Annotated in this window: 26 protein-coding genes; 17 read left to right on the top strand and 9 right to left on the bottom strand. The window is 60.0% G+C overall.

Annotated features, from left to right (window positions below):
- Window positions 1-16: 16 nt before the first annotated feature.
- The 3 genes from purD to WKF55_12315 are packed head-to-tail and all read left to right on the top strand — an operon-like array spanning window position 17 to window position 3,265.
- Window positions 17-1,306: a phosphoribosylamine--glycine ligase gene (gene purD / locus WKF55_12325; protein ID MEJ7760362.1), complete on the top strand. Its 1,290-nt coding sequence runs from the start codon at window positions 17-19 to the stop codon at window positions 1,304-1,306.
- Entirely contained in the window at window positions 1,290-2,117 is an 828-nt protein-coding gene (gene mutM, locus WKF55_12320; GenBank protein MEJ7760361.1) for a bifunctional DNA-formamidopyrimidine glycosylase/DNA-(apurinic or apyrimidinic site) lyase, read from the top strand. The genes purD and mutM overlap by 17 nt, the downstream gene beginning before the upstream one ends.
- On the top strand, window positions 2,117-3,265 hold the full coding sequence (locus tag WKF55_12315) for a GIY-YIG nuclease family protein (protein MEJ7760360.1): 1,149 nt from the start codon (window positions 2,117-2,119) through the stop codon (window positions 3,263-3,265). The genes mutM and WKF55_12315 overlap by 1 nt, the downstream gene beginning before the upstream one ends.
- Here WKF55_12315 and WKF55_12310 read toward each other — a convergent pair whose 3' ends face one another.
- Genes WKF55_12310 through ubiE form a run of 4 tightly spaced genes read right to left on the bottom strand, consistent with a single transcriptional unit; the run spans window position 3,266 to window position 7,015 of the window.
- Complete coding sequence (locus tag WKF55_12310; GenBank protein MEJ7760359.1) at window positions 3,266-3,871, bottom strand: flavin prenyltransferase UbiX; 606 nt, start codon at window positions 3,869-3,871, stop codon at window positions 3,266-3,268.
- The gene (locus tag WKF55_12305; GenBank protein ID MEJ7760358.1) at window positions 3,868-4,776 is read right to left on the bottom strand and encodes a UbiA-like polyprenyltransferase; all 909 of its coding nucleotides are present in this window, start codon (window positions 4,774-4,776) and stop codon (window positions 3,868-3,870) included. The genes WKF55_12310 and WKF55_12305 overlap by 4 nt, the downstream gene beginning before the upstream one ends.
- Window positions 4,773-6,254 (bottom strand): menaquinone biosynthesis decarboxylase, encoded by a 1,482-nt coding sequence (locus tag WKF55_12300; protein ID MEJ7760357.1) that lies wholly within the window; start codon window positions 6,252-6,254, stop codon window positions 4,773-4,775. Before WKF55_12300 ends, WKF55_12305 begins: the two co-directional genes overlap by 4 nt.
- A 5-nt stretch (window positions 6,255-6,259) precedes the next feature.
- Window positions 6,260-7,015, bottom strand: a complete 756-nt coding sequence (gene ubiE / locus WKF55_12295) for a bifunctional demethylmenaquinone methyltransferase/2-methoxy-6-polyprenyl-1,4-benzoquinol methylase UbiE (protein ID MEJ7760356.1) — start codon at window positions 7,013-7,015, stop codon at window positions 6,260-6,262.
- Between the two features lie 54 nt (window positions 7,016-7,069).
- Here ubiE and WKF55_12290 point away from each other — a divergent pair, with 54 nt between their 5' ends.
- The 4 genes from WKF55_12290 (at window position 7,070) to WKF55_12275 (ending at window position 10,173) form a co-directional block, all read left to right on the top strand.
- Window positions 7,070-7,678, top strand: a complete 609-nt coding sequence (locus WKF55_12290) for a sigma-70 family RNA polymerase sigma factor (protein MEJ7760355.1) — start codon at window positions 7,070-7,072, stop codon at window positions 7,676-7,678.
- Between the two features lie 77 nt (window positions 7,679-7,755).
- Complete coding sequence (locus WKF55_12285) at window positions 7,756-8,304, top strand: hypothetical protein (GenBank protein ID MEJ7760354.1); 549 nt, start codon at window positions 7,756-7,758, stop codon at window positions 8,302-8,304.
- The gene (locus tag WKF55_12280) at window positions 8,301-9,212 is read left to right on the top strand and encodes a hypothetical protein (protein MEJ7760353.1); all 912 of its coding nucleotides are present in this window, start codon (window positions 8,301-8,303) and stop codon (window positions 9,210-9,212) included. The genes WKF55_12285 and WKF55_12280 overlap by 4 nt, the downstream gene beginning before the upstream one ends.
- A 46-nt stretch (window positions 9,213-9,258) precedes the next feature.
- Window positions 9,259-10,173 carry a YihY/virulence factor BrkB family protein gene (locus WKF55_12275; protein ID MEJ7760352.1) on the top strand — a complete coding sequence of 305 codons (915 nt, stop codon included), beginning with the start codon at window positions 9,259-9,261 and terminating at the stop codon, window positions 10,171-10,173.
- Here the strand turns inward: WKF55_12275 and WKF55_12270 are convergent.
- Entirely contained in the window at window positions 10,170-11,336 is a 1,167-nt protein-coding gene (locus WKF55_12270) for an Mrp/NBP35 family ATP-binding protein (protein MEJ7760351.1), read from the bottom strand. The two genes, WKF55_12275 and WKF55_12270, sit on opposite strands and share 4 nt — an antisense overlap.
- Before the next feature lie 187 nt (window positions 11,337-11,523).
- Here WKF55_12270 and WKF55_12265 point away from each other — a divergent pair, with 187 nt between their 5' ends.
- From WKF55_12265 to WKF55_12225, 9 genes are all read left to right on the top strand, one after another.
- Window positions 11,524-12,978 carry a CoA-acylating methylmalonate-semialdehyde dehydrogenase gene (locus WKF55_12265; protein MEJ7760350.1) on the top strand — a complete coding sequence of 485 codons (1,455 nt, stop codon included), beginning with the start codon at window positions 11,524-11,526 and terminating at the stop codon, window positions 12,976-12,978.
- A gap of 95 nt (window positions 12,979-13,073) precedes the next feature.
- The gene (locus tag WKF55_12260; GenBank protein ID MEJ7760349.1) at window positions 13,074-14,210 is read left to right on the top strand and encodes a hypothetical protein; all 1,137 of its coding nucleotides are present in this window, start codon (window positions 13,074-13,076) and stop codon (window positions 14,208-14,210) included.
- 77 nt (window positions 14,211-14,287) lie between these two features.
- Window positions 14,288-15,679, top strand: a complete 1,392-nt coding sequence (hydA, locus tag WKF55_12255) for a dihydropyrimidinase (protein MEJ7760348.1) — start codon at window positions 14,288-14,290, stop codon at window positions 15,677-15,679.
- Between the two features lie 93 nt (window positions 15,680-15,772).
- Entirely contained in the window at window positions 15,773-16,210 is a 438-nt protein-coding gene (locus WKF55_12250) for a hypothetical protein (protein ID MEJ7760347.1), read from the top strand.
- The gene (locus tag WKF55_12245) at window positions 16,207-17,724 is read left to right on the top strand and encodes an NCS1 family nucleobase:cation symporter-1 (GenBank protein ID MEJ7760346.1); all 1,518 of its coding nucleotides are present in this window, start codon (window positions 16,207-16,209) and stop codon (window positions 17,722-17,724) included. The genes WKF55_12250 and WKF55_12245 overlap by 4 nt, the downstream gene beginning before the upstream one ends.
- Window positions 17,725-17,736: 12 nt before the next feature.
- The gene (locus tag WKF55_12240) at window positions 17,737-18,606 is read left to right on the top strand and encodes a nitrilase-related carbon-nitrogen hydrolase (GenBank protein ID MEJ7760345.1); all 870 of its coding nucleotides are present in this window, start codon (window positions 17,737-17,739) and stop codon (window positions 18,604-18,606) included.
- On the top strand, window positions 18,603-19,508 hold the full coding sequence (locus tag WKF55_12235; GenBank protein MEJ7760344.1) for a hypothetical protein: 906 nt from the start codon (window positions 18,603-18,605) through the stop codon (window positions 19,506-19,508). The genes WKF55_12240 and WKF55_12235 overlap by 4 nt, the downstream gene beginning before the upstream one ends.
- Entirely contained in the window at window positions 19,509-19,859 is a 351-nt protein-coding gene (locus WKF55_12230) for a nucleoside triphosphate pyrophosphohydrolase family protein (GenBank protein MEJ7760343.1), read from the top strand.
- Between the two features lie 121 nt (window positions 19,860-19,980).
- Window positions 19,981-20,607 carry a hypothetical protein gene (locus WKF55_12225; GenBank protein ID MEJ7760342.1) on the top strand — a complete coding sequence of 209 codons (627 nt, stop codon included), beginning with the start codon at window positions 19,981-19,983 and terminating at the stop codon, window positions 20,605-20,607.
- Window positions 20,608-20,753: 146 nt separating this feature from the next.
- Here WKF55_12225 and WKF55_12220 read toward each other — a convergent pair whose 3' ends face one another.
- Genes WKF55_12220 through WKF55_12205 form a run of 4 tightly spaced genes read right to left on the bottom strand, consistent with a single transcriptional unit; the run spans window position 20,754 to window position 24,941 of the window.
- Entirely contained in the window at window positions 20,754-21,842 is a 1,089-nt protein-coding gene (locus WKF55_12220) for a lysylphosphatidylglycerol synthase transmembrane domain-containing protein (GenBank protein ID MEJ7760341.1), read from the bottom strand.
- Window positions 21,839-23,122 (bottom strand): hypothetical protein, encoded by a 1,284-nt coding sequence (locus WKF55_12215; protein ID MEJ7760340.1) that lies wholly within the window; start codon window positions 23,120-23,122, stop codon window positions 21,839-21,841. Before WKF55_12215 ends, WKF55_12220 begins: the two co-directional genes overlap by 4 nt.
- Window positions 23,119-23,901 (bottom strand): 3-deoxy-manno-octulosonate cytidylyltransferase, encoded by a 783-nt coding sequence (locus tag WKF55_12210; protein ID MEJ7760339.1) that lies wholly within the window; start codon window positions 23,899-23,901, stop codon window positions 23,119-23,121. The genes WKF55_12215 and WKF55_12210 overlap by 4 nt, the downstream gene beginning before the upstream one ends.
- Complete coding sequence (locus WKF55_12205; GenBank protein MEJ7760338.1) at window positions 23,898-24,941, bottom strand: hypothetical protein; 1,044 nt, start codon at window positions 24,939-24,941, stop codon at window positions 23,898-23,900. Before WKF55_12205 ends, WKF55_12210 begins: the two co-directional genes overlap by 4 nt.
- Window positions 24,942-25,170: 229 nt before the next feature.
- On the opposite strand from WKF55_12205, the gene WKF55_12200 reads away from it, so the two are divergent.
- Entirely contained in the window at window positions 25,171-25,425 is a 255-nt protein-coding gene (locus tag WKF55_12200) for a type II toxin-antitoxin system VapB family antitoxin (GenBank protein MEJ7760337.1), read from the top strand.
- Window positions 25,426-25,549 lie beyond the last annotated feature (124 nt).

The raw sequence follows: 25,549 nt of genomic DNA, 5'->3' as shown, positions 1-25,549 counted from the left end.
GCAGGCGTAACGCGCAATGAAAGTGCTCCTCGTTGGGAGTGGCGCGCGCGAACATGCGATCGCGGCCAAACTCCTGCGGGACGAGCCGTTACTCGACCTCATAGCCGCCCCTGGCAACGCCGGGCTCGCGGAGATCGTCGAGTGTATTCCGGTACAGCCTGGTGATATCCGTGGCCTGCTGGGCTTCGCCGCCCGGGCGCGCGTTGATATGACCGTCGTTGGGCCTGAAGGGCCACTTGCAGACGGCATCGCCGACGTATTTACCGGGGCCAGCGCTCCCATCTTCGGGCCCCTCAGGGCAGCGGCGGAGATCGAGACATCGAAGCGATTTGCGAAACTGCTGATGGCCGAGGCCGGCGTTCCGACAGCGTCGGCCACGTATCATACGGTGGCGCTCGACGCACGTGCGGCAGTACATCGGCTTGGATCACCGGTGGTGATCAAGGCGTCCGGTCTGGCGGCAGGCAAAGGGGTGATTGTTGCGCGGAGCAACGAGGAGGCGGAACGCGCCATCGACATGATGCTGCGCGACCGGGAGTTTGGCGACGCAGGTGCCGAAATTCTCGTGGAGGAGTTCATGGATGGAGAGGAGTTGTCGGTGTTTGGAATCACCGACGGCACTCATGTGATACCGATGCTGCCTGCCCAGGACCACAAACGCCTGCTCGACGGCGATGCCGGGCCCAACACTGGCGGAATGGGGGCCTACGCGCCGGTCTCCGTCGCCACACCGCAGGTGATCGAGGAAATCGTCACCCGCGTCTTCGAGCCGACACTCAGGGCGCTTCGCGGTTGTGGGCGGCCTTTCCATGGCCTGCTTTACGCCGGCCTGATGCTCACGCGCGACGGACCCAGAGTGGTCGAATTCAACTGCCGGTTCGGCGATCCGGAAACGCAGGCAATCCTGCCGCTCATGCGAAGCTCACTGCTGGACCTGATGTACTCAGTCGCGACTGGCGGATCGCTGGCCGAATATGGAAATATTGTATGGGAGCCCATGTATTCGGTGGCAACGGTTCTCGCGGCACATGGTTATCCGGACGCTCCGCGAGTTGGCGATTCAGTTCGGCTTCCGGCAGTTCCGCCTGCGGTAGATGTGTTTCATGCGGGGACTCGCCGTATCATGGAGTCCGGAGAGCTTGTGACTTCCGGCGGCCGGATCCTCACCGTTACGGGAATCGGACCTTCTATTACTGAAGCAGCGGCCTGCTCGCGAACCCACGCCGGCAAGGTCTCTTTTGCCGGGAAACAGTTCAGGCGGGACATCGCATGGCGGGAGCTCGAGCGCAGTGCCCGAGCTTCCTGAGACAGAGACGATCGCGAGGGATCTCGACCGCACGCTGTCGGGCCGAACGATCATGGCGGCCACGGTCACTCGGCCCGATGTCCTGCGGGAGGTCAGCGTCGCAGAGCTTGTAAAACGCGTTTGCGGTGCCACGATCGAGCGGAGCTGGAGACGCGCGAAACTGATCGTTCTCGATCTTTCGACCAGCGACCGGATCGTAGTTCAGCCCCGGTTCACGGGCGCGCTGATCGTGGATGATGGAACGCTCGACGCCGGGCTGCTCGCCTACTCGACCATTCGCCTCGATCTCGATGACGGGCGATCGGTTCACTATCGCGACATTCGACGCCTTGGCACCTTTTCGCTCATGGATGCGGAGAGATTCGCAGTCTGCACCGCTCGCATCGGAAAGGAACCTCTTGACCGGTCGTTCACAGTGCAGCATTTATCGGTGCTTGTTCGGGAATCGATTCAGCCGGTAAAGAAGGTGTTGATGGACCAGCGCAGGATAGCGGGCATCGGGAATATCTACGCCAACGAAGCACTTTGGCGGGCCGGGATTGACCCGTCGCGCCGCGGAAAAACCATTCGAACTGCCGAGTTCGAGCGCCTGCACCATGCGATCGTGTCGGTGCTTGAAGAATCGATTGCTCTTCGCGGCACTACCTTCCGGGACTACGTCGACTCGCGCGGCCAGCGCGGTGGCTTCGCCGCACAGCTTCAGGCTTATGGCAGGGATGGCAAGCCCTGTAACCGCTGCGGTGCAAAGCTTATTGGAACCCACGCGGTAGACGGCCGGGCAACCGTTTTCTGCGCGCGTTGTCAGTCGTGATGCGCGACAGCGGTGCAGCTACTCTGATTGACTGTGCGCCTCTGCAGAAAAAGGCTGTCGCAGCGGGCCGCCGGGAGCGAACCAGCGATGCGCAGCTGGCGACAATGCGCAACCTTGTGACAGCCGGCACTGCCGACCGGCCGGGCATTTACAGAATGCTGTCGTCGACCGGTGAGGTAGTCTATGTCGGCAAGTCAAAGCGCATTCGCAGCCGGCTGCTGAGCTATTTCCGTTGTGCGTACCCTGGAGACAAGGGCGCGCGCATACTGCGTGAAGCCGAGACCATAGACTGGGAGTACACCCCAAGCGAGTTTGCCGCGTTGTTGCAGGAGTTGCGGCTGATAAAGCGTTTTCGCCCGCGTCTCAACGTCGCCATGAAACGCGATGCCCTGCACTATTCGTTCATCAGGATCACACGTGGCGCTGCACCGAAGCTGGCGGTGGTTCGCGGGGCGTCTGCAGACGACGGGTCGATCTACTATGGGCCTTTCGTTGGAGCTCGCCGCATCGGCGACGCCATTCGTGAGTTGAGCGACGCGCTCATGCTGCGGGACTGCAGGGCAGACCTGAAGATGCACTTCAGCGATCAACAGGAGCTTTTTCAGCTGATGCCCCGAACGCCGGGCTGCATCCGCCACGAAATCGCGAAGTGCCTTGGCCCGTGTGTCGGTGGGTGCAGCGTTGGAGAGTATGACGAGCGTGTTTCCCTGGCAAGGGCGTTTCTCGACGGATCGAGCGACGGACCGATCGAGACGCTCCGGGGAAAAATGGAGCAGGCGAGTATGATGCTGGAGTTTGAACGGGCTGGATCCTATCGCGACAAGCTTGCCCGGCTCGATGCGCTGCGGGCGCAATTCAATCGGCTCAGGTTTGCTGTGGAGACCCTTTCGTTTGTGTACACCGTGCCGGGCCACCAGGGAGACGACCGCGTCTATCTTGTCAAGCGCGGAGTCGTGCGGGCGGAATTGGAGAAACCCAGGTCAACGTGGCAGCGGGCAAAAATGAAGCGCCTGGTCGATGACATTTTTTCCACGGTTGAGAAATCGACCACGCGCATCCCCACTCATGAAATCGATGAATTGCTTCTCCTTTCATCCTGGTTCCGGCGCTTCCCCGGTGAAATGGGACACACGCGGCAGGTGATGTAGCTACTCTGCCTTCGCCCCATCCCATCGCTTGCCCAGGCCGTGGGGAACGTCCAGCTGGTCGAGTATGCGAGCAACGATGAAATCGACCATGTCTTCAATCGTCGACGGACGGGTGTAAAAAGCGGGTGCCGCCGGGAGGACAACCGCCCCGGCGCGCGTTACCCGCAGCATGTTGGCCAGATGTATCGCGCTGAGTGGTGTCTCACGGGGCACGAGAACGAGCTTGCGATGTTCCTTGAGCGCGACGTCAGCAGCCCTTTCAATGAGCGATCTTGACGCACCAGCGCTGATCGCCGACAGCGTTCCCATGGAGCAGGGGCAGATCACCATCCCGGAGCTAAGCGCCGAACCCGAGGCTGGAGGCGCGCCCCGGTCATCGTTGCTGTATACCGTGACGAATTCCTTCCAGGGGTCATCACCGACGGCGCGCTGGAGATCGTCAATCGATCGTATCTCCGTCTCCGTTTCGAAAAGCCGCATCCCGTGGGACGATACAATCAGCGACACATGAATTTCTGCCGCTGCGAGTTGTTGCAACAGCCGGACAGCGTACGGTGCACCGGACGCGCCCGTGACTCCAAAAACCAGCGGCGCACGCTGATTCATCCGACCAGCCGCTCGGCGATGACGAAAGCGAAAAAGGTGATGCTGATGATGCCATTCATGGTAAAGAACGCAGCATCGAGGCGCGACAGATCGTTCGGCTTGACGAGTGAATGTTCGTAGAGGAGCATACATGCGGCGATCGCTACACCCGCCGCATACACCCAGCCTGCCTTTGCTGCGACACCCACGGAAGCAAGCATCGCGACTGTCATCACATGCAAGACGCGCGCATACAGGAGTGCCTTTCGTTCACCAACTGCGGCCGGCAGGGAATGAAGTTCATGCGATCGATCGAAGCCGACATCCTGAAGCGCGTAGAGAATGTCGAATCCGCCCACCCAGGTTGCCACCGCCAGTGCCAGTGCGATCAACAGCCACCAGGGTTCGCTCCACTGTCCCGAAATCGCCAGATAGCCGCCTACGGGCGCAATCGACAGTCCAATGCCGAGGACGATGTGACACCAGCCTGTGAACCGCTTGGTGAAGCTGTAGAACAGAACCCACGCGAGCGCAATCGGAGAAAGCAACAGGCAGACCGGGCTGAGCTGCCAGGCAGCGGCGATGAAAACCGCGGAAGCAATCGTCACTGCGGTCGCTGCGGCACCCACACTCAGCGTTCCTGAGGGAATCTCGCGGGATCGTGTGCGTGGATTCAGTGCATCGACGTCTCGATCAACGATCCGGTTGAATCCCATTGCGGCGAACCGGGCGGCGGTAAATGCAATGATCACCCAGACGACCGAGCGAACTGTTACCGGCGCACGGTAGCTTGCGAGTGTCACTCCGACCAGGGCGAACGGAAGGGCGAATACCGTGTGCGGCAGTTTTACCAGATTGACGTAGTGCGCCAACGACGAAGCGCCCGCGACGGTCTGCCCTTCACCCGGGGTCACAGCAGTTTTCACGCTGTGCCCAGCCCGAGCCGTGACCACATTCCGTCGACCGCCTTTTTAGTTGCCGTGTCCATCTCGATGACCTTTGGCCAGTTCCGGGTAAACCCCTCCTCTGGCCACTTGCGCGTGGCATCGATTCCCATCTTCGATCCATAGGTGAACGCGCGGCTCGAATGATCGAGGACGTCCATCGGGCCCATCGAAAATTGCGTATCCCTCTGGGGATCGATGTTGTTCAGGGCAACCCACCACGCTTCCTGGACGTTGCGCACGTTCACTTCCTTATCCACGATCACCAGCACTTTGGCCAGTGCCATCAGCCCCTGGCCCCACATTGCGTGCATGACTTTGTACGCCTGACCGGGATACTGCTTGTCGATTGAAACGAATACGAGGTTGTGAAAGATTCCTTCCGCCGGCATGTGGTAGTCGACGATCTCGGGTATGGTGAGACGGAGCAGCGGCAGAAAAATCCGCTCGGTTGCGTGACCAAGGTAGTAATCCTCCATTGGCGGGCGTCCGACGATTGTCGTTGCATAAACCGGGGAGTTGCGCATGGTCACGGCAGTCACGTGCACCTTCGGATATAGATCGGCCTCGGAGTAAAAACCGGTGTGGTCGCCGAATGGCCCTTCGACCACCAGTTCATCGGCAGGGTCGATGTAGCCCTCGATCACGATTTCGGATTCGACCGGCACTTCGAGGTCGCAGGTGATGGCCCTGGTGAGTGACACCGGACTCTTGCGCAGGAAGCCGGCGAAGATGAACTCGTCAACTGTCGGGGGGAGAGGGGCCGATGCGGAATAGACGGACGCCGGGTCGGCTCCAATCACAATACATACCGGCATCGTCTTTCCAGCCGCGGCCATCTCGCGCCAGTGTGCAGCGCCTACCTTATGACGCTGCCAGTGCATCGCCAGCGTGGTCGGCCCCAGTACCTGTACTCTGTACATGCCAACGTTCCGGATACCACGCTTCGGGTCGCGCGAGATCACCATGGGGAGCGTGATATATGGCCCCCCATCCTCCGGCCAGCAGGTGATGATCGGGAGCTTCCGCAGGTCGATGTCGGTGCCCTGGAGTACAATCTCATGGCAAGCCGCCTTACCCCCCCGCATTCGCGGGGGAAATTTTGCTACCTCCATCAGCCTGGGAAGCATCGACAGCTTGCCCCGGATTCCGTCGGGCACCTTCAGCTCCAGAAGCTGCGCAATCCGCGCTCCGATGTCATCCAGATTCTCAACACCCAGCGAAATACACATCCGGCGCATTGATCCGAAGAGATTAATTGCGACTGGATAAGCGGACCGTGTCCCATCATCGAGAGTGACATTCTCGAAGAGGAGCGCCTTTCCGCCACCTGGTTGTTTCATGATGCGATCGGCGATCTCACACAGCTCAAGCTTTGCGGCCACTGGATGAGTCACGCGTGCCAGTTCACCTGCACCGTCGATTGCCTTGATGAAATCCGAAAGTGTGTCGAGGCTCAATGTGGTTACGTAATGTTGGAGCGCTCGCCGGTGTGGATCGCGGCGATGCCGAAGGTGAGCGAATTCCAGCCGACGTTTTCAAAACCGGCAATGGTCATGCGGTGGGCCAGCTCTTCCTGCCCCGGAAAGTTTGCCACCGACCGGGGAAGATAACGATACGCAGTACGGTGGCCGCTGATCAGACCACCTACGGCAGGCAATATCTCATTGAAATAGAATTGATATCCCGCGTTGACCATTCGTACGCGGGGAGTCGAAAACTCCAGAATCACGAAACGCGCGCCGGGTGCAAGCACACGATGCACCTCGCGAAGCCCGGCATCCAGATCAGCCACGTTTCTGATTCCGAACGCGACCACTGCACCGGCCAGCGACCCAGCCGCGAACGGAAGTGCCAGCGCGTCCGCGGCAATTGGGTCGACAGGCTGCCCCGCGACCTTCCTCCGACCAAAGCGGAGCATTGGCTCGGCGAAATCAGCGGCAACTATCGATCCGCGGAAACCCCGCTTCCGGGAAAGAGCGGCGCTGACATCGAGCGTGCCAGCGCACAGATCCAGATACCGGCCCGATGGATCATTCTCGACGCTCAACATTGCAATTGCCTTCCGGCGCCACACCCGGTCGATGTTCAGACTGAGGATGTGATTCAGCAAATCATAGCGGGGCGCGATGTCGGAGAAGATCTGGCGCACGTACCTGCTTTTTTCGGCGCCACCAGCAGCTGCTTCAAGGGCAGCGGCGTCCTCTGATGCAATCGGCATCCGATGAAGTTGACGGGCGCATACCCGCCCTGCAAGCTAACTTTGTCGCTGCCAATGCCAGTTGTTCGCGCCACCCCGCCACTGTCGAGCCTCACAGATCCCGCCGTTGTCGCGCTTGCGCAGTCGGGATCAGAGGCGGCGTATCGCGAGCTGGTTACGCGCTACGAACGACCCGTGTTTTCGCTCGTTTTCCGTATGGTTCGCGACCGTGAGACTGCCGAGGATCTCTCCCAGGAAACCTTTATCAAGGTTCTGAACAACCTCGATCGGTACAGCCCGGAGTTCAAGTTCTCGAGCTGGTTGTTCAAGATCGCCAACAACCTCACCATCGATCATCTGCGCCGCAGGCGCGTGGACACCATAAGTATAGAAGGCGCGCCCGACGCGGTTACTGTGGAGAGTGCGCGCGCAACGTCGATCGCTGTGGTATCGCAGGATCAGTCGCCGCTCGAGGAGCTCGAGTCGCGAGAGCTCGGTACAGCGATCGAAGCTGCCATTGCCCAGCTACGGCCTGAATATCGCGCGTGCATCCTTCTTCGCCACGTCGAGGACCGGTCGTACGAGGAGATCGCCGAGATCGTGAAGCTGCCCCTTGGAACCGTAAAGACCTATATCCACCGCGCCCGTCACGAGCTTCGGGCCGCGCTGGACGAGGTTCGATGATCGTGGCCGGTGAATTTCATCGCCATTCCCGTGAAACCCTGGGTAGAGGGCTTGCGTAAGCCACTTGTGAGGATCTTTTGACCGACGACCAATCAGACGAAGAATTCGCGCCGATCGCGGCGGCGATGATGGAGCTGCCCAGCTTTGAACCGTCTCCGGGATTTGCGGACATGGTCATGGCCCGCGTCAACATTGCCCAGTCCGTTCGCATTCCGGCCGTCGTCGAGCCGCGGCCTGTTCGGCAGCGGTCGGAACGCTTGCCTAGTCCCGCAATTTACGAAGCACCGCGGCCCGCTCACTACTTTCCCCGTTCCCTTCCCGCGCGGATTGCTGCTGTAGCGTTGCTCGGATCGCTTAGCGTCACAATGTCTGTCGTCGCCTTGATTGCGATGTTTCAGGTCGATTTGCTGGTGTTCGTGGCGCGGCTGTTCGGGGAAGGCACGATCGGATTCCTGGCGTCGCTCGGCGCTGATGCTACCAGCGCGGTGGTGGGCACGGCAGCCAGTTCAGCGACCGCAGTCGGCACGGGTTCCGGGCTGGCTATCGCTGGCTCTTTCGTGGCGGGGGTGGTAGTCGCTGCCGCGGGTCTCAAGGCCGCTGCAACAACCAGCAGGAAGGCAGCGTGAACCGTATTCGTTACATCGCCCTCTGGGTTCTTGTCGTCACAGCCGCGCTGATACCCATTCGCACTCGCGCGCAGGACGGCCGCGTGATCCGTCAGAATGTCACGACACGGGGATCCGTCGTGATAGTCGATGGAAACCTTGACGTCTATGGCACTGTTCGCGGTAACGCCACAGCTATCAAAGGCGACGTGATCGTTCATCGCGGCGGACGTGTCACCGGCGACGCAATTGCCGTTATGGGGCGGGTTCGGCAGCAGGGCGGCACCATTGGTGGTCGAATCCGGACTCATGAGCGGAACGCTTACCGCGGCCGGACCAGTACACGTGCCGGCGGCAGCCATTCGCCGTTGCGGTCGGTGGGGCTCGCCGCAAGCTGGCTGCTTCTTGTGGCTCTCGCCGGTTTTGCGCTGCTTGCCTTCGGCGCCGACAAACTCACCATTGTCATCGATACGATGAGGCAGGGTGTAGGCAAATCCCTGGGTAGTGGCCTGCTCGGGCAGCTGGCAATCGTTCCCGGCGCCGTTGCGGTGGTGGTGCTGCTCACCGCGAGTCTGATCGGAATACTGCTGATTCCGCTGGGGCTGATTGCATTCATGTTTATGGTCGCGGGCATCGCGATGGTGGGATTTGTTGCCGCCGCGACGATGGCTGGCGCCGCCATAACGGGCGGCAAGAGCCGCGACGACACGCCAAACGGAGCAATGCTTCGCGCATTCGTGACAGGCACCGCCGTCTATCTGGCAATGTGGCTCGTGACGGCTGCGCTAAGCGGCATTCCGCTCATTGGTGCGATTGCGGGCTCGTTCTCATCGGCGGTCACCTTCGTCACCATTACGACGGGCTTTGGAGCGGTATTGCTATCATGGTGGCGTGGGCACTTCAAGCAGAACGGTCATACCGGAATGTGATCCCGGTGTTGGGCGACAGGGAATCAGATTTGCGGATGTCCCATGGATGACGATTAAAGGCCGTAGAATCGGCGAACTATTGAAAAAAACGGGGAGCGAGGTCCTGAGTGACAACGTCCCGGGTCTCGCCGCTCAATCGGCGTACAGCTTTTTCTTCTCGCTGTTTCCGATACTGCTCTTCCTCGCGCCCCTTTTCAGTATCGTGGGCGACGAGCAGAAGCTCGTTAACGGGATTCTGACCCGCCTTGCAGCCTCGCTGCCCCCCGAGGCCTACCTCCTTCTGCAAAACGTCGTACGGGATGTAGTCTTCGCCGAGAACGCACCGGGCCTGATGTCGGTTGGCATTTTGCTCGCCCTGTTCTCCGGGTCTGCAGTGGTCGGAACGGTAATGGGCGCGTTGAACGAGGCCTATGACGTGAAGGACGATCGCCCCTGGTGGAAGAAACGCCTCCTGGCAGTAGTGTTCATGCTTGGTGCGGGTTTTGTGATTGGATTCGCCATGATCGTAATGTTCGCAGGAGAAACGGTAATCGGTTTTCTGTCGAATAGCTTTGGCTGGGGCACTGGCACGGCGCGCGTGTGGACCGTCATTCAGTACCCTCTTGCCCTCTCCCTTTTTATCGGCTTCATGTGGCTCACTTATTATTTCCTGCCACATGTCGAACAGGAAAAAAGCCACATTCTCGTCGGTTCGGTTTGCGCCGTTATCCTCTGGGTTCTGATTACCGTCGGGTTCAGGTATTACGTCGTCAATTTCGGGGCGTACAACAAGACCTACGGTACAATTGGCGGCGTCATCATACTGCTCACCTGGATGTATCTGACGATGTTCGTGGTGCTCGTGTGCGGCGAGCTCAACTCTGAGCTCCATTGCGGAACCGGGCGCGTCGATGGTCCAAGCCCGGCGAAATCGTCCGCGCGTCTGGAGCAAGCCGCTATCGCCGAACGCGGCCGGTTTTAGGGCCGAGCAGGTTCGTGAAAGCCCGCGCCGGCACCAACGCGCACCGCGGCCGTAATGAGAGCTTTGGACGCGGGCGATTCAGGGTGTCCGAGCACAATCGGTGTACCTGAATCTCCTCCTTCGAGAACCGGCGCGTATAGCGGGATCTGTCCGAGCAGTGGAACCCCGAGCTCCGTAGCAAGCCGCTCGCCGCCTCCCGATCCGAACAGTGCGACAGGCTTGCCGCAATGGGGGCATTCGTAGAAGCTCATATTCTCGATGACTCCAATAACGGGAACGTCTACCCGCTGAAACATCTTTGCACCGCGCAATGCGTCGCCCGCCGCGACGTCCTGCGGCGTCGTCACTATGACAGCGCCGCTCACCCGCGTTGCCTGCACCAGGGAAAGCTGAGCATCCCCGGTGCCGGGCGGCATATCTACGAGAAGAAAATCGAGCTGCCCCCAGGAGACGTCCCTCAGGAACTGCGTAATTACTTTCATTATGATCGGTCCGCGCCAGATAGCTGGCTGGTCCCGTTCGATGAGAAAGCCGATGCTTACCAGCTTGATGCCATGAGCTTCGAGAGGAATTATGCGCCCCTCCGCATCCACCTGCAGCGGCTCGTTGACTCCCATCATCCGCGGTATGTTCGGGCCATAAATGTCGGCGTCCATGAGGCCTACGCGCGCTCCCTGGCCGGCAAGCGAGACTGCAAGGTTCACAGCGACAGTCGATTTGCCTACACCTCCCTTCCCGCTCGATATCGCGATCACCGTTCCGAGGTTCGGATAAGTGACTGGCGTCGGTGCAGGTACGGCTGCCCGCTGGGATTGCGGGTCCTGGCCCATCACCGGCAGCGCACGTGGCCGCGCCGCCCGGGGGGCAGGAAGCGCATCGTTCGTCGCGGATGATTTCACGTCTCCTCCGCCCGCGGCCTGAGCCGCGTCCTTCACGTCAACCCGAACATCGACGACCCCGGGAATCTGTTGCAACGCCTGACGAACATCACGGACGATGGTTGCATCGTCGGCCGCCGAGATGAGCAGCGTCAGCCGAACTTTGCCATCGAGCGTAGTGGCTACGTCCCGCGCCATACCGCTTTCAAGCACGTTGAGGCCGAGCCGGTTATTGCGCACGCTCGCGAGAGCAGCGTTGACGGTTTCCTGAAGATTGATGGTCATTGCGGCAAGTGAGATGCGGGCGCTAGAGACTGAGGCATGCCTAAAACTAAGCCAACTTGTCGAGGCCGCTCGTGTCGAAGCGCAGCTGGCAGGTGTCGATGCGTGTTGTCGGAGTGATCGTGGATTTGCTTGCTCGGAGGCGGTTTTGATGCGAGCTTGCAGTCAGTCTTACCCTTGCGATGCATACATGAAATACGCTGAAGTTCGCAACTATGTAGGAGGCGATTTCGTCGACACGGATCAGGAGTACATCGACGTCCATGATCCGAGCAACGGAACAGTCATCTCGCGAGTTCCTTTGTCGTCGCGTGATGATCTCGACAAAGCTGTAGCGATAGCTCAGAGAGCGTTCCCCGGTTGGTCGGCGCTTCCAATCAAGGAGCGCGTCCAGATTTTCTACCGGTATCGCGCATTGCTGGAGCGCGACATCGAGGAATTGACGGCGCTCGTGACCGAAGAGAACGGCAAGATCTACAGCGAGGCCAGGGCAGAGATCCTGAAGGCGATGGAGCTGACGGAGTTTGCCTGCTCGTTGCCGCAGCTCACGGGAGGAGAAGTTCTGGAGGTGAGCCGCGGAGTGGAGTGCAGGATCGAGCGATTCCCCCTGGGGGTGGTGGCGTCGATTACTCCATTCAATTTCCCCAGCATGGTGCCGAACTGGACCATACCCAATGCAATCGCGCTCGGAAACTGCCTGATTCTCAAGCCGTCGGAGATGGTACCTCTCAGCGCCAACCGCATTGCGGAACTACTCGCTGAGGCGGGTTTGCCACAGGGCGTGTTTCAGGTGGTTCACGGTGGGAGGGAGGTGGTCGAGGCAATCTGCGACCATTCGGGGATCGAGGCGATCAGTTTCGTAGGCTCGACGAAGATTGCCAAGCTGGTTTATCGCCGGGGAAGCGCAAATCTCAAGCGCGTACTCGCGCTTGGTGGCGCAAAGAATCATCTCATCGTGATGCCGGACGCAAACCAGGAGATGACGGCGTCGAATGTGGTTGCATCGATGTCGGGTTGCGCGGGCCAGCGGTGCATGGCGGCGTCAGTGATGGTCGCGGTTTCGGGCACTGATCATATTATTGACAGCATGGTTGCACTCGCTCGCGCGGTAGTGCCGGGCGCCAACCTTGGACCGGTGATTTCGGCCGAGGCGCGGGACCGCATCGAGCGTTACATCACCGAGGCAGAAGACGCGGGAGCCACGGTGCTGGTCGATGGCCGAAATGCGGTCGTTGCTGGCAGGGAGGGAGGGTTTTTTGTCGGCCCGACCATCATCGACCATGTTACTCCCGACATGCGGATTGCACAGGAGGAGGTTTTCGGGCCGGTGATCGCGATCGTGCGTGCCAGGACTCTCGACCAGGCGCTGGAGGTGGAGAACGCATCGCCGTATGGCAACGCTGCATCGGTGTTCACCGAGAGCGGCGCAACGGCCAGGCATGTCATGGAACGCGCAAACGCGGGGATGATTGGAGTCAATGTGGGCGTGCCTGTTCCACGCGAGCCGTTTTCGTTCGGGGGGTGGAATGAGTCACGGTTCGGGGTTGGCGATATCACCGGACGGGGATCGATCGAGTTCTGGACGAAGTCGAAGAAGCTGACTACCAAGTGGAATAGTGAGCATGGGACGAATTGGATGTCCTGACGTCTGCTGCGGACTGCGGACGAATGTGCGGACTGCGAACTGATTGCGGGCTGCGGACCTATTGCGGACTGCGGACTAATTAAAGGAGGAGCAAAATGGCTGTAAACTGCGGAGTCAATTTCACTGGAATTCAGTTCGAGAATCCGTTCCTGCTCTCGTCGGCGCCGCCGACGGAATCCGAAAGCAACATCATGAGAGCGTTCGAGGCGGGATGGGGGGGCGTCGTCACAAAGACAATCGGACTCCACCCCGTGGTGAATGTCTACGGTGCAAAGGCCAAATTCATGCGGACTTCCCCGGAGACGGCCGCCGTGTCCATGAAGAAGGCGCCGAATTCAGCCCTTCATTCTTCATGGAACTGGGAGTTGATATCAGACAAGCCAATCGACTGGTGGGAGCCCCGCATCCGGCGCATCAAGGATGCATTTCCGAACCGCGTCCTCATCGCGTCGATCATGGCCGGATCGGGCAATGACAAGGAGCTGCACCACTGGCAGCAGCTCGCCGAGGCCTGTCAGAATGCGGGCGCCGATGGTTTGGAGCTCAACTTTTCCTGCCCCCATATGGACCGGAAAGACATGGGGTCGAACATTGGCAAGGACCAGGTCCTTTGCTCGGTGGTAACCGAAGCAGTCAAGGAAGTTTCGCGGATCCCCGTCTGGTGCAAGCTCACCCCTGCGACAGCGAATATCGTGCTCGAGGCAGGCGCCTGCTTCCGCGGTGGCGCGGACGCGATCGTCTCGTCGAACACATTTCCTTCTCTGCCGCTGATCGATCTCGAGACGCTCGATTTCGAGATCAATGTAGACGGATTCGTTTCCAGCGGCGGCCTTGGAGGCCCGGCGATTCTGCCGATGGCACTGGCAAAGATGGCGCAACTCACGCAAGCGTTTCCCGACAATAGTTTCTCCGGCATCGGCGGAATCTCCGACATGTCACAGGCCCTCAGCTACTTCATGCTCGGCTGTGGCACGGTGCAGGTGTGCACGTCGGCGATGCTCGACCAAGCCGTGGGACCGAACGTCATCAAGCGACTGAACGAGCAATACAAGGCTTTCCTCGAAAAACACGAGGCGAGCGGCTGGAATTCGCTCGAAGATTTCCGCGGAAGCAGGCGAGACAGGGTGGTTTTGCAGTCGCAGATCAGACGGCCGGGCACGTCGGACTACAATGCTGGATACGAAATGGTGGAGGGGTACGCGACTCCGGCAGCCGAAGAGGCGGCTCGATAACGATCGTGCAGGAGTCGCACGCTGAGTCCCCATTGGCGTTGGTTGTAGTTTCGTACTACTGAGCACCAGAGGCGATCTTGGAATTCGAAAGTATCGTTCGAGGCGGGAATGTGGTCACGCCATCCGGCACCCGAGTCACAGATATCGGAATCATTGGCGGGTCGATCGCGGCCATTGGGTCAAATCTCGTCCCGTCTGCGACGACCCGCATCATCGACGCCTCTGGCCACCACGTTCTGCCTGGTGCCCTGGACGTCCACGTCCACCTGGAGCTTCCGTTCTGCGGCACAGTGTCCTCGGACGACTACCGCACTGGGACGCGCGCCGCCGCCCGCGGCGGCGTGACAACACTCATCGACTTCGCCATTCCCTATGCGGGCGACTCGCTCAGTCAGGCCGCGGACAACTGGATGGCCAAAGCCGATGGAAAAGCGCTGATCGACTACACGTTCCATATCTGCATCACGCGTTATGACGAGCACAAGGACCAGATAAGGGGAATGGTTGATCGTGGCTTTACCACCTTCAAGGAATTCATGATCTACGAGTCCGAAGGCTGGCAATCGGATGACAGAGCGCTCTTCGGCACGCTCGAGAAAATGAAGGAGTACGGCACGATGCTGCTCGTGCACGCAGAATCGTCCCGAGTGCTCGATGAGCTGATTGCGCGCAATCATACTCCCGAGCTGATGAAGGAGTACGGCGCGCGGCTGCACCGCATGACGAGGCCAAATTTCATCGAGTCGGAAGCAGTCCAGCGGGTCGTCACATGGTGCGAGGCAACTGGTGGCCAGCTTTATATCGTTCACATGTCGACCGGGGAGGGCGCTGATATAGTGAAGGCAGCGCAATCCCGTGGAGTGCCTGTGGTGGCCGAAACCTGCGCACAGTACCTCGTACTTGACGACAGTGTATTCGACAGAGAGGATGGCCATTTGTTCGCGTGCTGCCCTCAGCTGAAGAAACCAGAGGACGTGGCTCGTCTGTGGGAAGGTTTGAAAGACGGCGAGGTTTCCGTGATTTCCACCGACACCTGCACATTTACACGCGAACAGAAATCGATGTGGGCAGGGGACTGGACGAAGATCCCGATGGGGATGCCTGGACTGGAGACGCTGTTACCGGTGACGTATACTCACGGCGTCCTGAAGAACCGGATCTCGCTGGACGAGATGTGCATGAAGCTGAGCACGAACCCCGCGAAGATCATGGGGCTCTATCCGCGCAAGGGCTCAATAGCAGTGGGCAGCGACGCAGACCTGGCGATCATCCATCCGGAGCGGACGATGAAAGTCGATTGCGAGACAATGGAGACCAACGCTGACTGGTCGCCCTTCGAGGGATGGGAGCTGGCTGGATTCGCGCGAACAACTCTGTCGCGCGGAGAGGTAATTGTTGACGACTATGCGGTGGTCGGCACGGAGGGACGCGGTAAGTGGCTGTCGAGAACGAAAGCCGGATTGCGATAGAACCTCCCACGTCAAGCAGCGGCCATAAATTCAGTAAGTTCATCCGTCCAAGGACGGCCATGCATTCAGTTACATCTCTTTGACGGAGCTACCATGCACATGATCCCTCTCATTCGCACGCGAATGAAATTCGCCCTGGCTGCGGTGGCTTTCGCAGTATTCTCAGCGGCATGCAGCGATTCAACGGGGCCAGAGCCCGTTACCGGCACCTACACACTGCGCACAGTTAACGGGATGCCGCTTCCTTTCCTGGTTGCAGGCGGAACATCGAACGGGATTACGTCGAAAATTGAAGTTGCTGGCGGTAACGCAGTGCTGCGTGCCGATAACAGCTTCACGAGCCTGATTACACTGCGGGAGACAACTGGGTCGACGGTAACCGACAGTCCGCTGACCTCTGTCGGCACGTACACCGTTACCGGCTCAATGATTACGTTCGTACCGATCGGTGATGCCCCCACTACCGCTACTATTGCCAACGGCACGATCACGGGTACGACGCTCGGGCTGACCCTGGTATTCTCGAAGTGACCTTCGAGGCATCGCCAAAGATCGATGCCATCGATGACCTGAACAAGGAACTGAACGGCAGTCCATTATGGAATGCCGATCTGGCCCCGACCCCGCTATCCCGCAGAACGTGGTCAACATATAACATCGCGGCGCTGTGGATTGGAATGAGCGTTGTGATCACGACATACACGCTCGCGTCAGGCCTGATGCAACAGGGCATGACCTGGTTTCAGGCGCTATTCACTATTCTGCTGGGCAACGTCATCGTCCTCCTGCCAATGGTGTTGAACGCGCACGCAGGTACCAAATACGGCATCTCCTTTCCTGTTCTGTGCCGGGCAAGCTTCGGAGTGCGTGGCGCGAACGTAGCGGCAATGCTGCGGGCCATTGTCGCTTGCGGCTGGTTCGGGATACAGACCTGGATCGGAGGACTCGCGCTGAACGCACTGATGACCGCGGCGTGGCCCGGCTGGGCAGCGTTGCCGGGTGCCCTCTGGATTGCGTTCGGGTTTTTCTGGGCGATTCAGGTCGTGATCATTCTCAAGGGAACCGAGGGAATCAAGATCCTCGAAAGTTGGTCGGCGCCACTTCTGCTTGGGGGCGGCGCTCTGTTGTTGTGGTGGGGTGTGAGCAATGGCGGCGGGCTGGAGAACGTGCTGCGCGGGTCGGTGAAGCTGCAACAGGGAAGCACTCCATTCTGGACGCTGTTTCCAGCCGCGCTTACCGCCAACGTCGGTTACTGGGCGACGCTCAGCCTGAACATTCCCGACTTCACACGCTATGCGAAAAGCCAGCGGTCGCAGATGCTCGGCCAGGCGATGGGGTTGCCGGCAACGATGACAGCATTCGCTTTCATCGGCGTGGCTGTCACCAGCGCGACGATCGTGATCTACGGGAATGCAATCTGGGATCCGGTCGAGTTGATCAGCCGCATTGGCAGCCCTGGTGTCATAATCCTTGGCGCGCTCGTGATACTCGCGGCCCAGCTCACCACGAACATGGCCGCCAACGTAGTTTCGCCGGCGAATGATTTTTCCAATCTCAGCCCCCGGCGTATCTCGTACGTGACCGGCGGTCTCATCACCGCAGTGATCGGAATTGCAATGATGCCGTGGCGACTTTACTCCGACGCGGCGGCGTACATCTTCACCTGGCTCATCGGCTACTCGAGTCTCATGGGTGCGCTGGGCGGCATTCTCATCGCCGATTACTGGATCGTGAAAAAGCAGGAATTGTCACTGCGCGATCTGTTCCGGATGGACGGTCTGTATACCTACAGCGATGGCGTGAACTGGCGCGCGATCGCTGCGCTGGTACTGGCAGTGCTTCCGGTGATTCCCGGCTTTATAAACGCGGCTACAACGCCCGGCGGTCGAATTGCAGACCCCGGCATCTTCGACCGCATCTACACGTACGCGTGGTTTGTGACGTTCACGCTGAGCTTTTTGTTCTATCTGATTCTGATGAGGGGCACACCGCACGTTTCGCCCGCCGGGGCGCGTGCGCCGAATGACCCAACCACCGAAAGCTGAGAAGGGAACGCCATGGCCAAAGTCGTGAAATGTGGTTTGATCCAGGCTTCGCATGCGTGCGCCACTACCGAGCCGCTCGAGACCATCCGGCAGGCAAATATCGAGAAACACATCCCGCTTATCGATCAGGCCGCGAGCGAAGGCGTCCAGATTCTCTGCATGCAGGAGATCTTTACCGGTCCATACTTTTGCGCCGAACAGACCACCAGATGGTATGACTCCGTCGAAGGAATTCCCGACGGGCCAACGACGAAACTGATGCAGGAGATGGCGAAGCGGCACAGCATGGTGATCGTCGTGCCTATCTACGAAGAAGACTCTCCGGGCGTCTACTACAACACTGCCGCGGTGATTGATGCCGACGGCACGTACCTTGGCAAATACCGCAAGAATCACATTCCACATTGCGCTCCCGGGTTCTGGGAAAAGTTCTACTTCAAGCCGGGGAATCTGGGTTATCCCGTTTTCAAGACAGCGTACGCTGATGTCGGCGTCTACATCTGTTACGACCGACATTTTCCCGAGGGCGCACGCGAGCTTGGTTTGAATGGCGCTGAAATCGTCTTCAATCCGTCGGCTACGGTGGCCGGACTGTCCGAATATTTATGGAAGCTCGAACAGCCGGCGCATGCGGTGGCAAACGCATATTTCGTTGGGGCGATAAACCGCGTTGGCCGCGAGCAGCCATGGGATATTGGCGAGTTTTACGGGCAAAGCTATTTCTGCGATCCGAGGGGACAGATGCTCGCGACTGGTAGCCGCGATCAGACGGAGCTTGTGACTGCCGAGCTCGATCTCGAGCAGGTGCGAGAGGTTCGGAACGTGTGGCAGTTCTACAGGGACCGCCGGCCCGAGACGTACGGGGGGCTCGTCGAGCTATGAAAGTTGCCACTACAATCGTGTTTGCTGCACTTATTGCCGTCGGATGCAGTAAGTCGGAACCGCGGGCCAATCACGGTGGAAGTGAAGTGGAAATCGGAGGGGCTGACTACGCGTTTCAGGTGCCCGCCAGCCTGCCAGCGGGACGAACTGCATTTCGTTTCAACAACAAGGGCAAAGTCCGCCACGAGCTGAACATTGCGCTGCTCAAGCCAGGCGTTCAGGTGGAACGCGTCCTCGAGACACGACGTGCGGGGAAGCCAGTTCAGGCTCTGATCGAAGGTCCCGTCGGAGTGCTCTTTGCCGACGCCGGAGAGCGGTCGTCAGGCACCATCTCAACAGACCTCGTCGCCGGCCGCGAGTACGCGGTCATCTGCATTTTTCGCGACTCGGCTGGCGCAAAGGCCCACTTCGACATGGGGATGTATTCGGTGATCCAGGTCGGGACCGCACTGGCTAAGACAGTGCCTGCGCCACCGCCCACGGATACGATCATCGGCACCGACTATGCTTTCCAGTACCGACGCACGCTCGCGCCGGGCAGACATTCGTTCGTGTTTCGGAATGATGGCAAGATGACGCACCAGGTCACCATCGCGCAGCTCGCGGAAGGTGTCACGCTGGAAAAAGTCCTGGCGGTTGAGAAGGCTGGGGGCAACGTCGACTCCCTGTTCGACGGGGATTTCGGGCTTCTTCAGGTACGCGGGGGCGGGACGCCCCTTGGAGCGCTGGACGTCGACATGAAGCCCGGGCGCGTGTACGTGATAGCGTGCTTCGTCAAGGATGATCCGAAGTCGCCGGAGCATGTTGCGCTCGGCATGTACGGAGAGATTCGTGTCTCGGGTGGCCGACAACAGTCAGGCAGGCGATCGCCTGATAAACCTCCGCCCGCCGGAAGCGGTTAGATGAAGGATTTCGACACATATCAGGACCTTGCGCTTCGAACCGCGTCGGCAGAAAGCACGGCGACGTCACTCTCGCTCTTGAACAGCGCTGCGCTTGGGCTATCCGGTGAATCGGGCGAGATTGCCGATCACGTGAAGAAAGTGATGTTTCACGGGCACCCGCTCGACGACGCAACGCGCGACAAGATTGCGAAAGAGATCGGCGACATTCTCTGGTATTGCGCGATCGGCGCGACGGGAATAGGAATCGGGCTGGGGGACATTGCGCAGATGAATGTCGACAAGCTGCGGAAACGCTATCCTGGGGGGTTCAGCGAGGAGCGCAGTATCAGCCGGCCTGGCGAGGAGTGAGTGCCCCGGTCGCAATTACTTTAGGCTTCAAGCAGTGTTGGGTTGGCGGCGCGGTCTGATGAACCGATGCACACTCCGGATCATGGCGCGCGGACGCCTACTGGCGGTTTCAGTTCTGTACTTGGCTGCAGCTTTGACCTCGGCATGTCGAACGCCTCTAGTAACTGCGGCTACCGCTCACCCGAAACCGGATATCGCGGGCGATACCGCGATGTTTGCGACGGTTGTGCGCGCGGCGGCCCGGGCCGCATCACGGGAGCCGACGCGTGTAGATCCGAGGCCGATGCGGGCGGACACCGCGTTGTATATTCCCGACGTCTGGCAGCCCGCACCTGGGGGAGCCGTGCGCGAACCCGACCCGATGTACCCGACATCGGCGGAGATGCTCGAACAGCGACGCAAGGTGCTCCAGCGTCTGCGGATCGAGGAGACGGATGCTGCGGCAGATATGAAATGCCCAGGAGTATTGACTCCGCCGTCGAGCGTTCGGGACCGGTCGCGCTGTCCGACTGCTGGGGGCTTTAACAGCGTTATCCTCAGCGTACCCCGGCGCCCTGTCGCAGGCGATCAAATTCGAATGGACTCAGTCGGTCTCCGACCTGAAAACACGTGGATCGTAAGAGTGAGCGCCCGCTCGATGGGCGCGGACGGCGCCAGCACTCTGGCCTCCGACTATTTCGTAACCCGCAAGTCGCGGACGGAGCCCTGGTCAGTTGCCAAGGTTATCGGTTTGATGTGGGTCGAGTAGCGGCGAGCGATCACATCGACCTGTCTCCGTAACGTTCAACGCCCCGACGAACTCACGAACGGCGGCAATGACCTTGTAACAACGCACTTCCTTTAGCGTTCCAGTTATGAAAGCTTCAGACGCCTTGGCGTGTCCGCCCCGGCGAACTACCGCGCGAATGCGTTCACATCCACTGCACCCGTACTCCTGAACGACACCTTAATCTTGCCATGGCCCAGATCCCGGAAGAACACAGCCATGCGCGTCCTGAAACTCCCGCGAACCCGTCGTGATACATCGGAACATCCGCCACCTGTCCCCTCCGCCTGGCGCTGCATCATGACATTATTGCGTGGCCGCCCCCCGTCAAGCGCCAGCCAGAGGACTCCGCCAAACAGGCTCGTCAGAAGCCTCACGATGAAATACACGTTGAAATACCCGGCTCCGCCCGCAATGCCCGCGGCGGCAAACAGATACTCGAACGCGAGATGAGCCGTTCCAAAGCCACCCGGCGTGAACGGCAGCGACTCGGCGAGAAATCCAATCGGCGCCACTTCAAAGATCCGCGAAAGTCGCTGGGCATCGGGCACCAATGCATGCCCAATCAGCCATATAGTAACAACCTTCAGGATTAGAGCTACCGCCGTAATCGCGACGCTGGTCGCCGCCACCCACTTCATTGACCTGGCTGCGCTGAATCCGGACCAGACCCGATCGGCCGCGGCCTGTGCAAAGCGATGGTGCCGGAGCCGCCAGAGAAGCAGGCCGGCTCCCAGCAAGCTCAGCGCCGCCCAGATCAAAGCCGATCTCATTGGAGCGTCGAAGACGACGGGAATCATGCGGACGCCGAGAACCACCGCGACCAGCAACGAACCGGCAACCCCGCACAGTCGGTCGACCACAAGCGATTTCGCCGCGACACCGGCCGGGCAACCGTCGCGGCGGAGGTATGCGAAGCGCGTTGCATCCGTTGCCACGGCGGAGGGAGCAACCGTGCCAAAGAACTGCCCAATCCAGTTCCATGCGAGCAGACTGCCGTAGGAATGCTGGTGTCCGAGCGCTGCGAGTATCAACCGCCAGCGATACACACCGACCAACAGAATGAGTATCTGCAAGCCGATCAGGGAGGCGCATGTCACTGGATCGGACAGCACCCGATATGCGGTTTCGAGCGACAGCCGTCCATTGATGGCAAGCATGCCGAAAAGTCCCCCGGCAATTCCGAGCTTTACTATGAACCATCTGCGCCCGGTCACGCCGCAACGGCCGACAAAAACTGGTTGAAGGCCGATCGCATCTCGTTTCCTGCGTGGGCGTCGTCGCTATCCAGATTTACATGCCGGCGAAATTCACAAATCCACTCTGGTGCTCCGTAAAATCGGAGCACGTCGTCGGCACGCATCGAGCCGGCAACGTCAGCCTCGAAGACGAGACCCTCGGCGAGAAGCGAAAGACCTCCGGCGGAATGATCAAGGTCTCTGGAGTACACCGAGTGAACACCCGCGGTCAGCGTATCAATGTGCACCGACGAATTCCCGGCAATCACCAGGTCGCATCGCCGAAGGTCATCGTCTGCCGAAGCGCTGGAGAGGTTGACACGATCGCGGGGGAATTCTCTCATGGCAGCGTCGATGCCCGTCCACAGGTTCGCGGGATGCGGTCTGAGCCGGATGGATTCGACCCCCTCGGTGCAGAGCAGGCCGCGTATCCAGGCGATCACGCATTCCTTGCGAGGCTGCTTCGAAAGAAACAGCCCCACTGTCATATTTCGCTGCGGCAATGCGAGAGGCAACGGCCGGTAGCGCGCACCAGCACTCCTGACGATTACCCGGTCGATTCTGCAGCCCGCCCGGCACAGCAGCTCGTACGACGCCTGGTTGTTTACGATCGCCAGATCGTAGTCGAGCCGTGGAAGCGGCCACACCGGCTCGCCGTGCATGACGTGAACTACCGGGATGCCGCGGCGCCTCGCTGCGAGGTTCATTGCGATTCCCCAGGGGTTCGAGTACGACGACATGACGGCGACGCGGTAGCCACCACGATCGAGTATCTGTCCAATCCGGTCGTAGTAGAACACCAGCTCGAGCGCACGAAGAACGTGGAACATGTCGTGCCTGCGGCGAAGCCCTTTGGCGAGTCGTGCTGCCCGGGTGAGGTGGCGGATGCCTTTCGTCATCGAGCCGAGCGGGACGAGTGCGCCCCTGTAACCGAACTCGATGTCGGTCCATGGCAGATCGCCCAGCGATTCACGCAGATCCTTTACGGCGCGGAGTTCATTCTCCCGTCTTGCGCAGGTCAGAACGCCACCGGCGGTTCCCACCGGCCGCATGCTGGCAAAGCACCTCATGCCATTCGCAACCGCGAAGTAGTCCGGCAGTGGAGTTGCGGCGGTTGATCGCAGGCCGGCGTCGAGCCACCTCACCGCGCGACGTTCCGCCAGCACATACTTCACGATCTCCGAGACCATCGGCGAGCTGTCGTTTCGGATCTGCGTCCTGATGCCACGCCGAAGCGAGCTGGGAGGAGCAGCGTTCATCGGCGGGCCTCGAGCGCCATTATCGCTTCAACGCGCGCGACATCCGACGGCACGTCCACGGCCACCGACGCGCCGGCCACATCGACCATCTGCACGCCGATGCCCATGTCGAGAAACCTCAGGATCTCAATGTCCTCAGGCAGTTCGAGCCAGGACTGGCGGCCAAACGCAGCGAAAGCCTGGAGCTCGACTCGCGAGAAAGCATAGATGCAGACCTGTCGACGGAAACGCTGCTCCGACCCGGCGCGCTTTACGAACGGGACAGGCGACCTCGACATGTAGACAAGACGGCCGTCATCTGTCGCAACGACCTTTGGGACATTCTCACTCTCGATTTCAGCAGGCAACCCGATCGAACACATCGCGTTGATAACCTTGTCCGGATGCCTGCGCTTTGCCCGAATGACAGCGATGATGTCGTCGGCCGCGACCAACGGTTCATCTCCCTGAACGTTGACAATGAGTTCGCATTCGGCTTCGCGAGGGAGGTCGCGCACCGCCTCCCATACACGGTCGGTACCGGTGACACATCCGGAGAAGGTCATGACGACCCGCACGCCAGCCGCTTCGCAAACGCGTCTTATTCGATCGTCATCAGTGGCGACGATGATTTGCCCGCTGGGAACCGCGCGCGCCACGCGCTCATGTACGCGGAGCACGAGCGGCATGCCACAGATCGGGACCAGCGGTTTACCCGGAAAGCGCGAAGAACCGTACCGCGCCGGGATGACCACCATCACGCCCTTCACGTCATCGAGCAGCTCAGCCACGGCGGTCACGCGGATCCAACGCGGCGGCCTGCGGCGCTTCGGTGATTCGTCGCCGCCTCGAGTGTCGCGGCGTTGAACGTCGTCCGATCGGGATTGTGGCTCAGCGATTCCAGGGTTCGGACCGAATCCACCGCTCCTGCTCGTGGATCGCGAAGCAGCGTTTGCGCGTAAGTCGGATGAATGTCGTGGATGCCCGTCACCAGGTACGGCAGCGACGGGCCCCACTCACATTGCGAGTGCAGCGCGGCGAAATCCGTCGCCAGTAGCTCAAACAGCGGGGCAGCGGCGATATCGGAGCGACCCGTCTTCTCGAGATACGCGAGCAGTTGCTCTGTCCGAAGATTCCCCGCTCCCCTGCCCATGCCGAGCACCGACGAGTCGACGATCGTAGCTCCGGCGCCCATTGCCGCAAGAGTGTTCGCGAAAGCGAGGCCCATGTTGTCGTGGGCGTGAAAGCCTACGCGTCCCCGAAATGAGGATGCAAGAGTGGCGATCTTCGTGATCGTGGCATCAGGCGTGAGGCCGCCGAAAGAATCGGCGAGATACACGAAGTCTGCGCCGGACCGATCGAGTGTCGCGGCCGCCTGTCGGATAGACTGTGGCTCGAGCATGCTGGCCTGCATGAGATTGATCGCCACGACGTAACCACGGTCCTTCAGCCACCCGCATATCGTCGACACGGGCCCGGCCATCTCCACAGTCGCCGCGATGCGGACCATGTGGACGGGGCTGTGATCCCGCCGGCAGAATAGCGTCTCGAGGCGGGCCAGATCGGGCATTCCCGAGGCGTTGCACATCGTCTTTCCGTCGATCATCACCGCCACTTTGAGGCGCAGACCCGCGCTATGGCTGCGCAGCAGATGGTCAGGAGAGTATCGATAACGGCCGGCAAGACTGTCAGTGGCGCATGCACGATATCCCATCTCGGCGTACCGGCACCCTGTCTTGTCGAGTGCGCGAAGGTATCGAGTTACCAGTGGTCCGGAAAAATTCCACGCGTTCTGGTATCCTCCGTCGCGAAGCGTGCAGTCGAGAATATCAATGTTCATTTTCGTGCTCCCGTTTCGGCGTATGCATGGAACGCGGAAACGGGAGGGAAATCGGCTCAACCGAAGGAGAAGTATTCGCGGTGCTTGCCGTCATCTGGCCGGCAACGTCTCGTTTTTGAAACGCGCTCGGCGTGAATGCGAAGTACCCATGCCGGATGGCCGAGTCAGCTGAACGGTCGTGATACGAGGTAGAAGGTGGTTAGTTTACCACTTATCTAGCGAGGCGGAGATGGCTCCTAGCATCAAGAACACTGAAACTGACCGGCTCGCCCATGAACTGGCGCGCGCAACGGGAGAGAGCGTGACCAGGGCGGCCACCAACGCGATCAAGCTTCGCCTGGAGATGGTCAAACCCCGCTCCGACGCCACGAGATTGACTCAAGATGTCCGGCAAATCCAGCAACTCGTGGCGTCCCTACCCGATCGGGACCTGCGAAGCGCCGATGAAATCATCGGTTACGATGAGTTCGGAATGCCCGCCTGAAGATGGTCATCGCTCGCGCGCTTGGTGAACCGCTGCTCTTCACGGGCAACGATTTCGCCGGAACTGATGTGGCCAAAGTGGAATACTGAAGGGCCGCGATTCTCCGACATCTGGGGTTGTGCGT

This window comes from Gemmatimonadaceae bacterium (genome assembly GCA_037721215.1).
Taxonomy (GTDB): domain Bacteria; phylum Gemmatimonadota; class Gemmatimonadetes; order Gemmatimonadales; family Gemmatimonadaceae; genus UBA4720.
The sequence above is the reverse complement of the archived record's forward strand: the minus strand, read 5'-3'. Positions and strand labels throughout refer to the sequence as shown.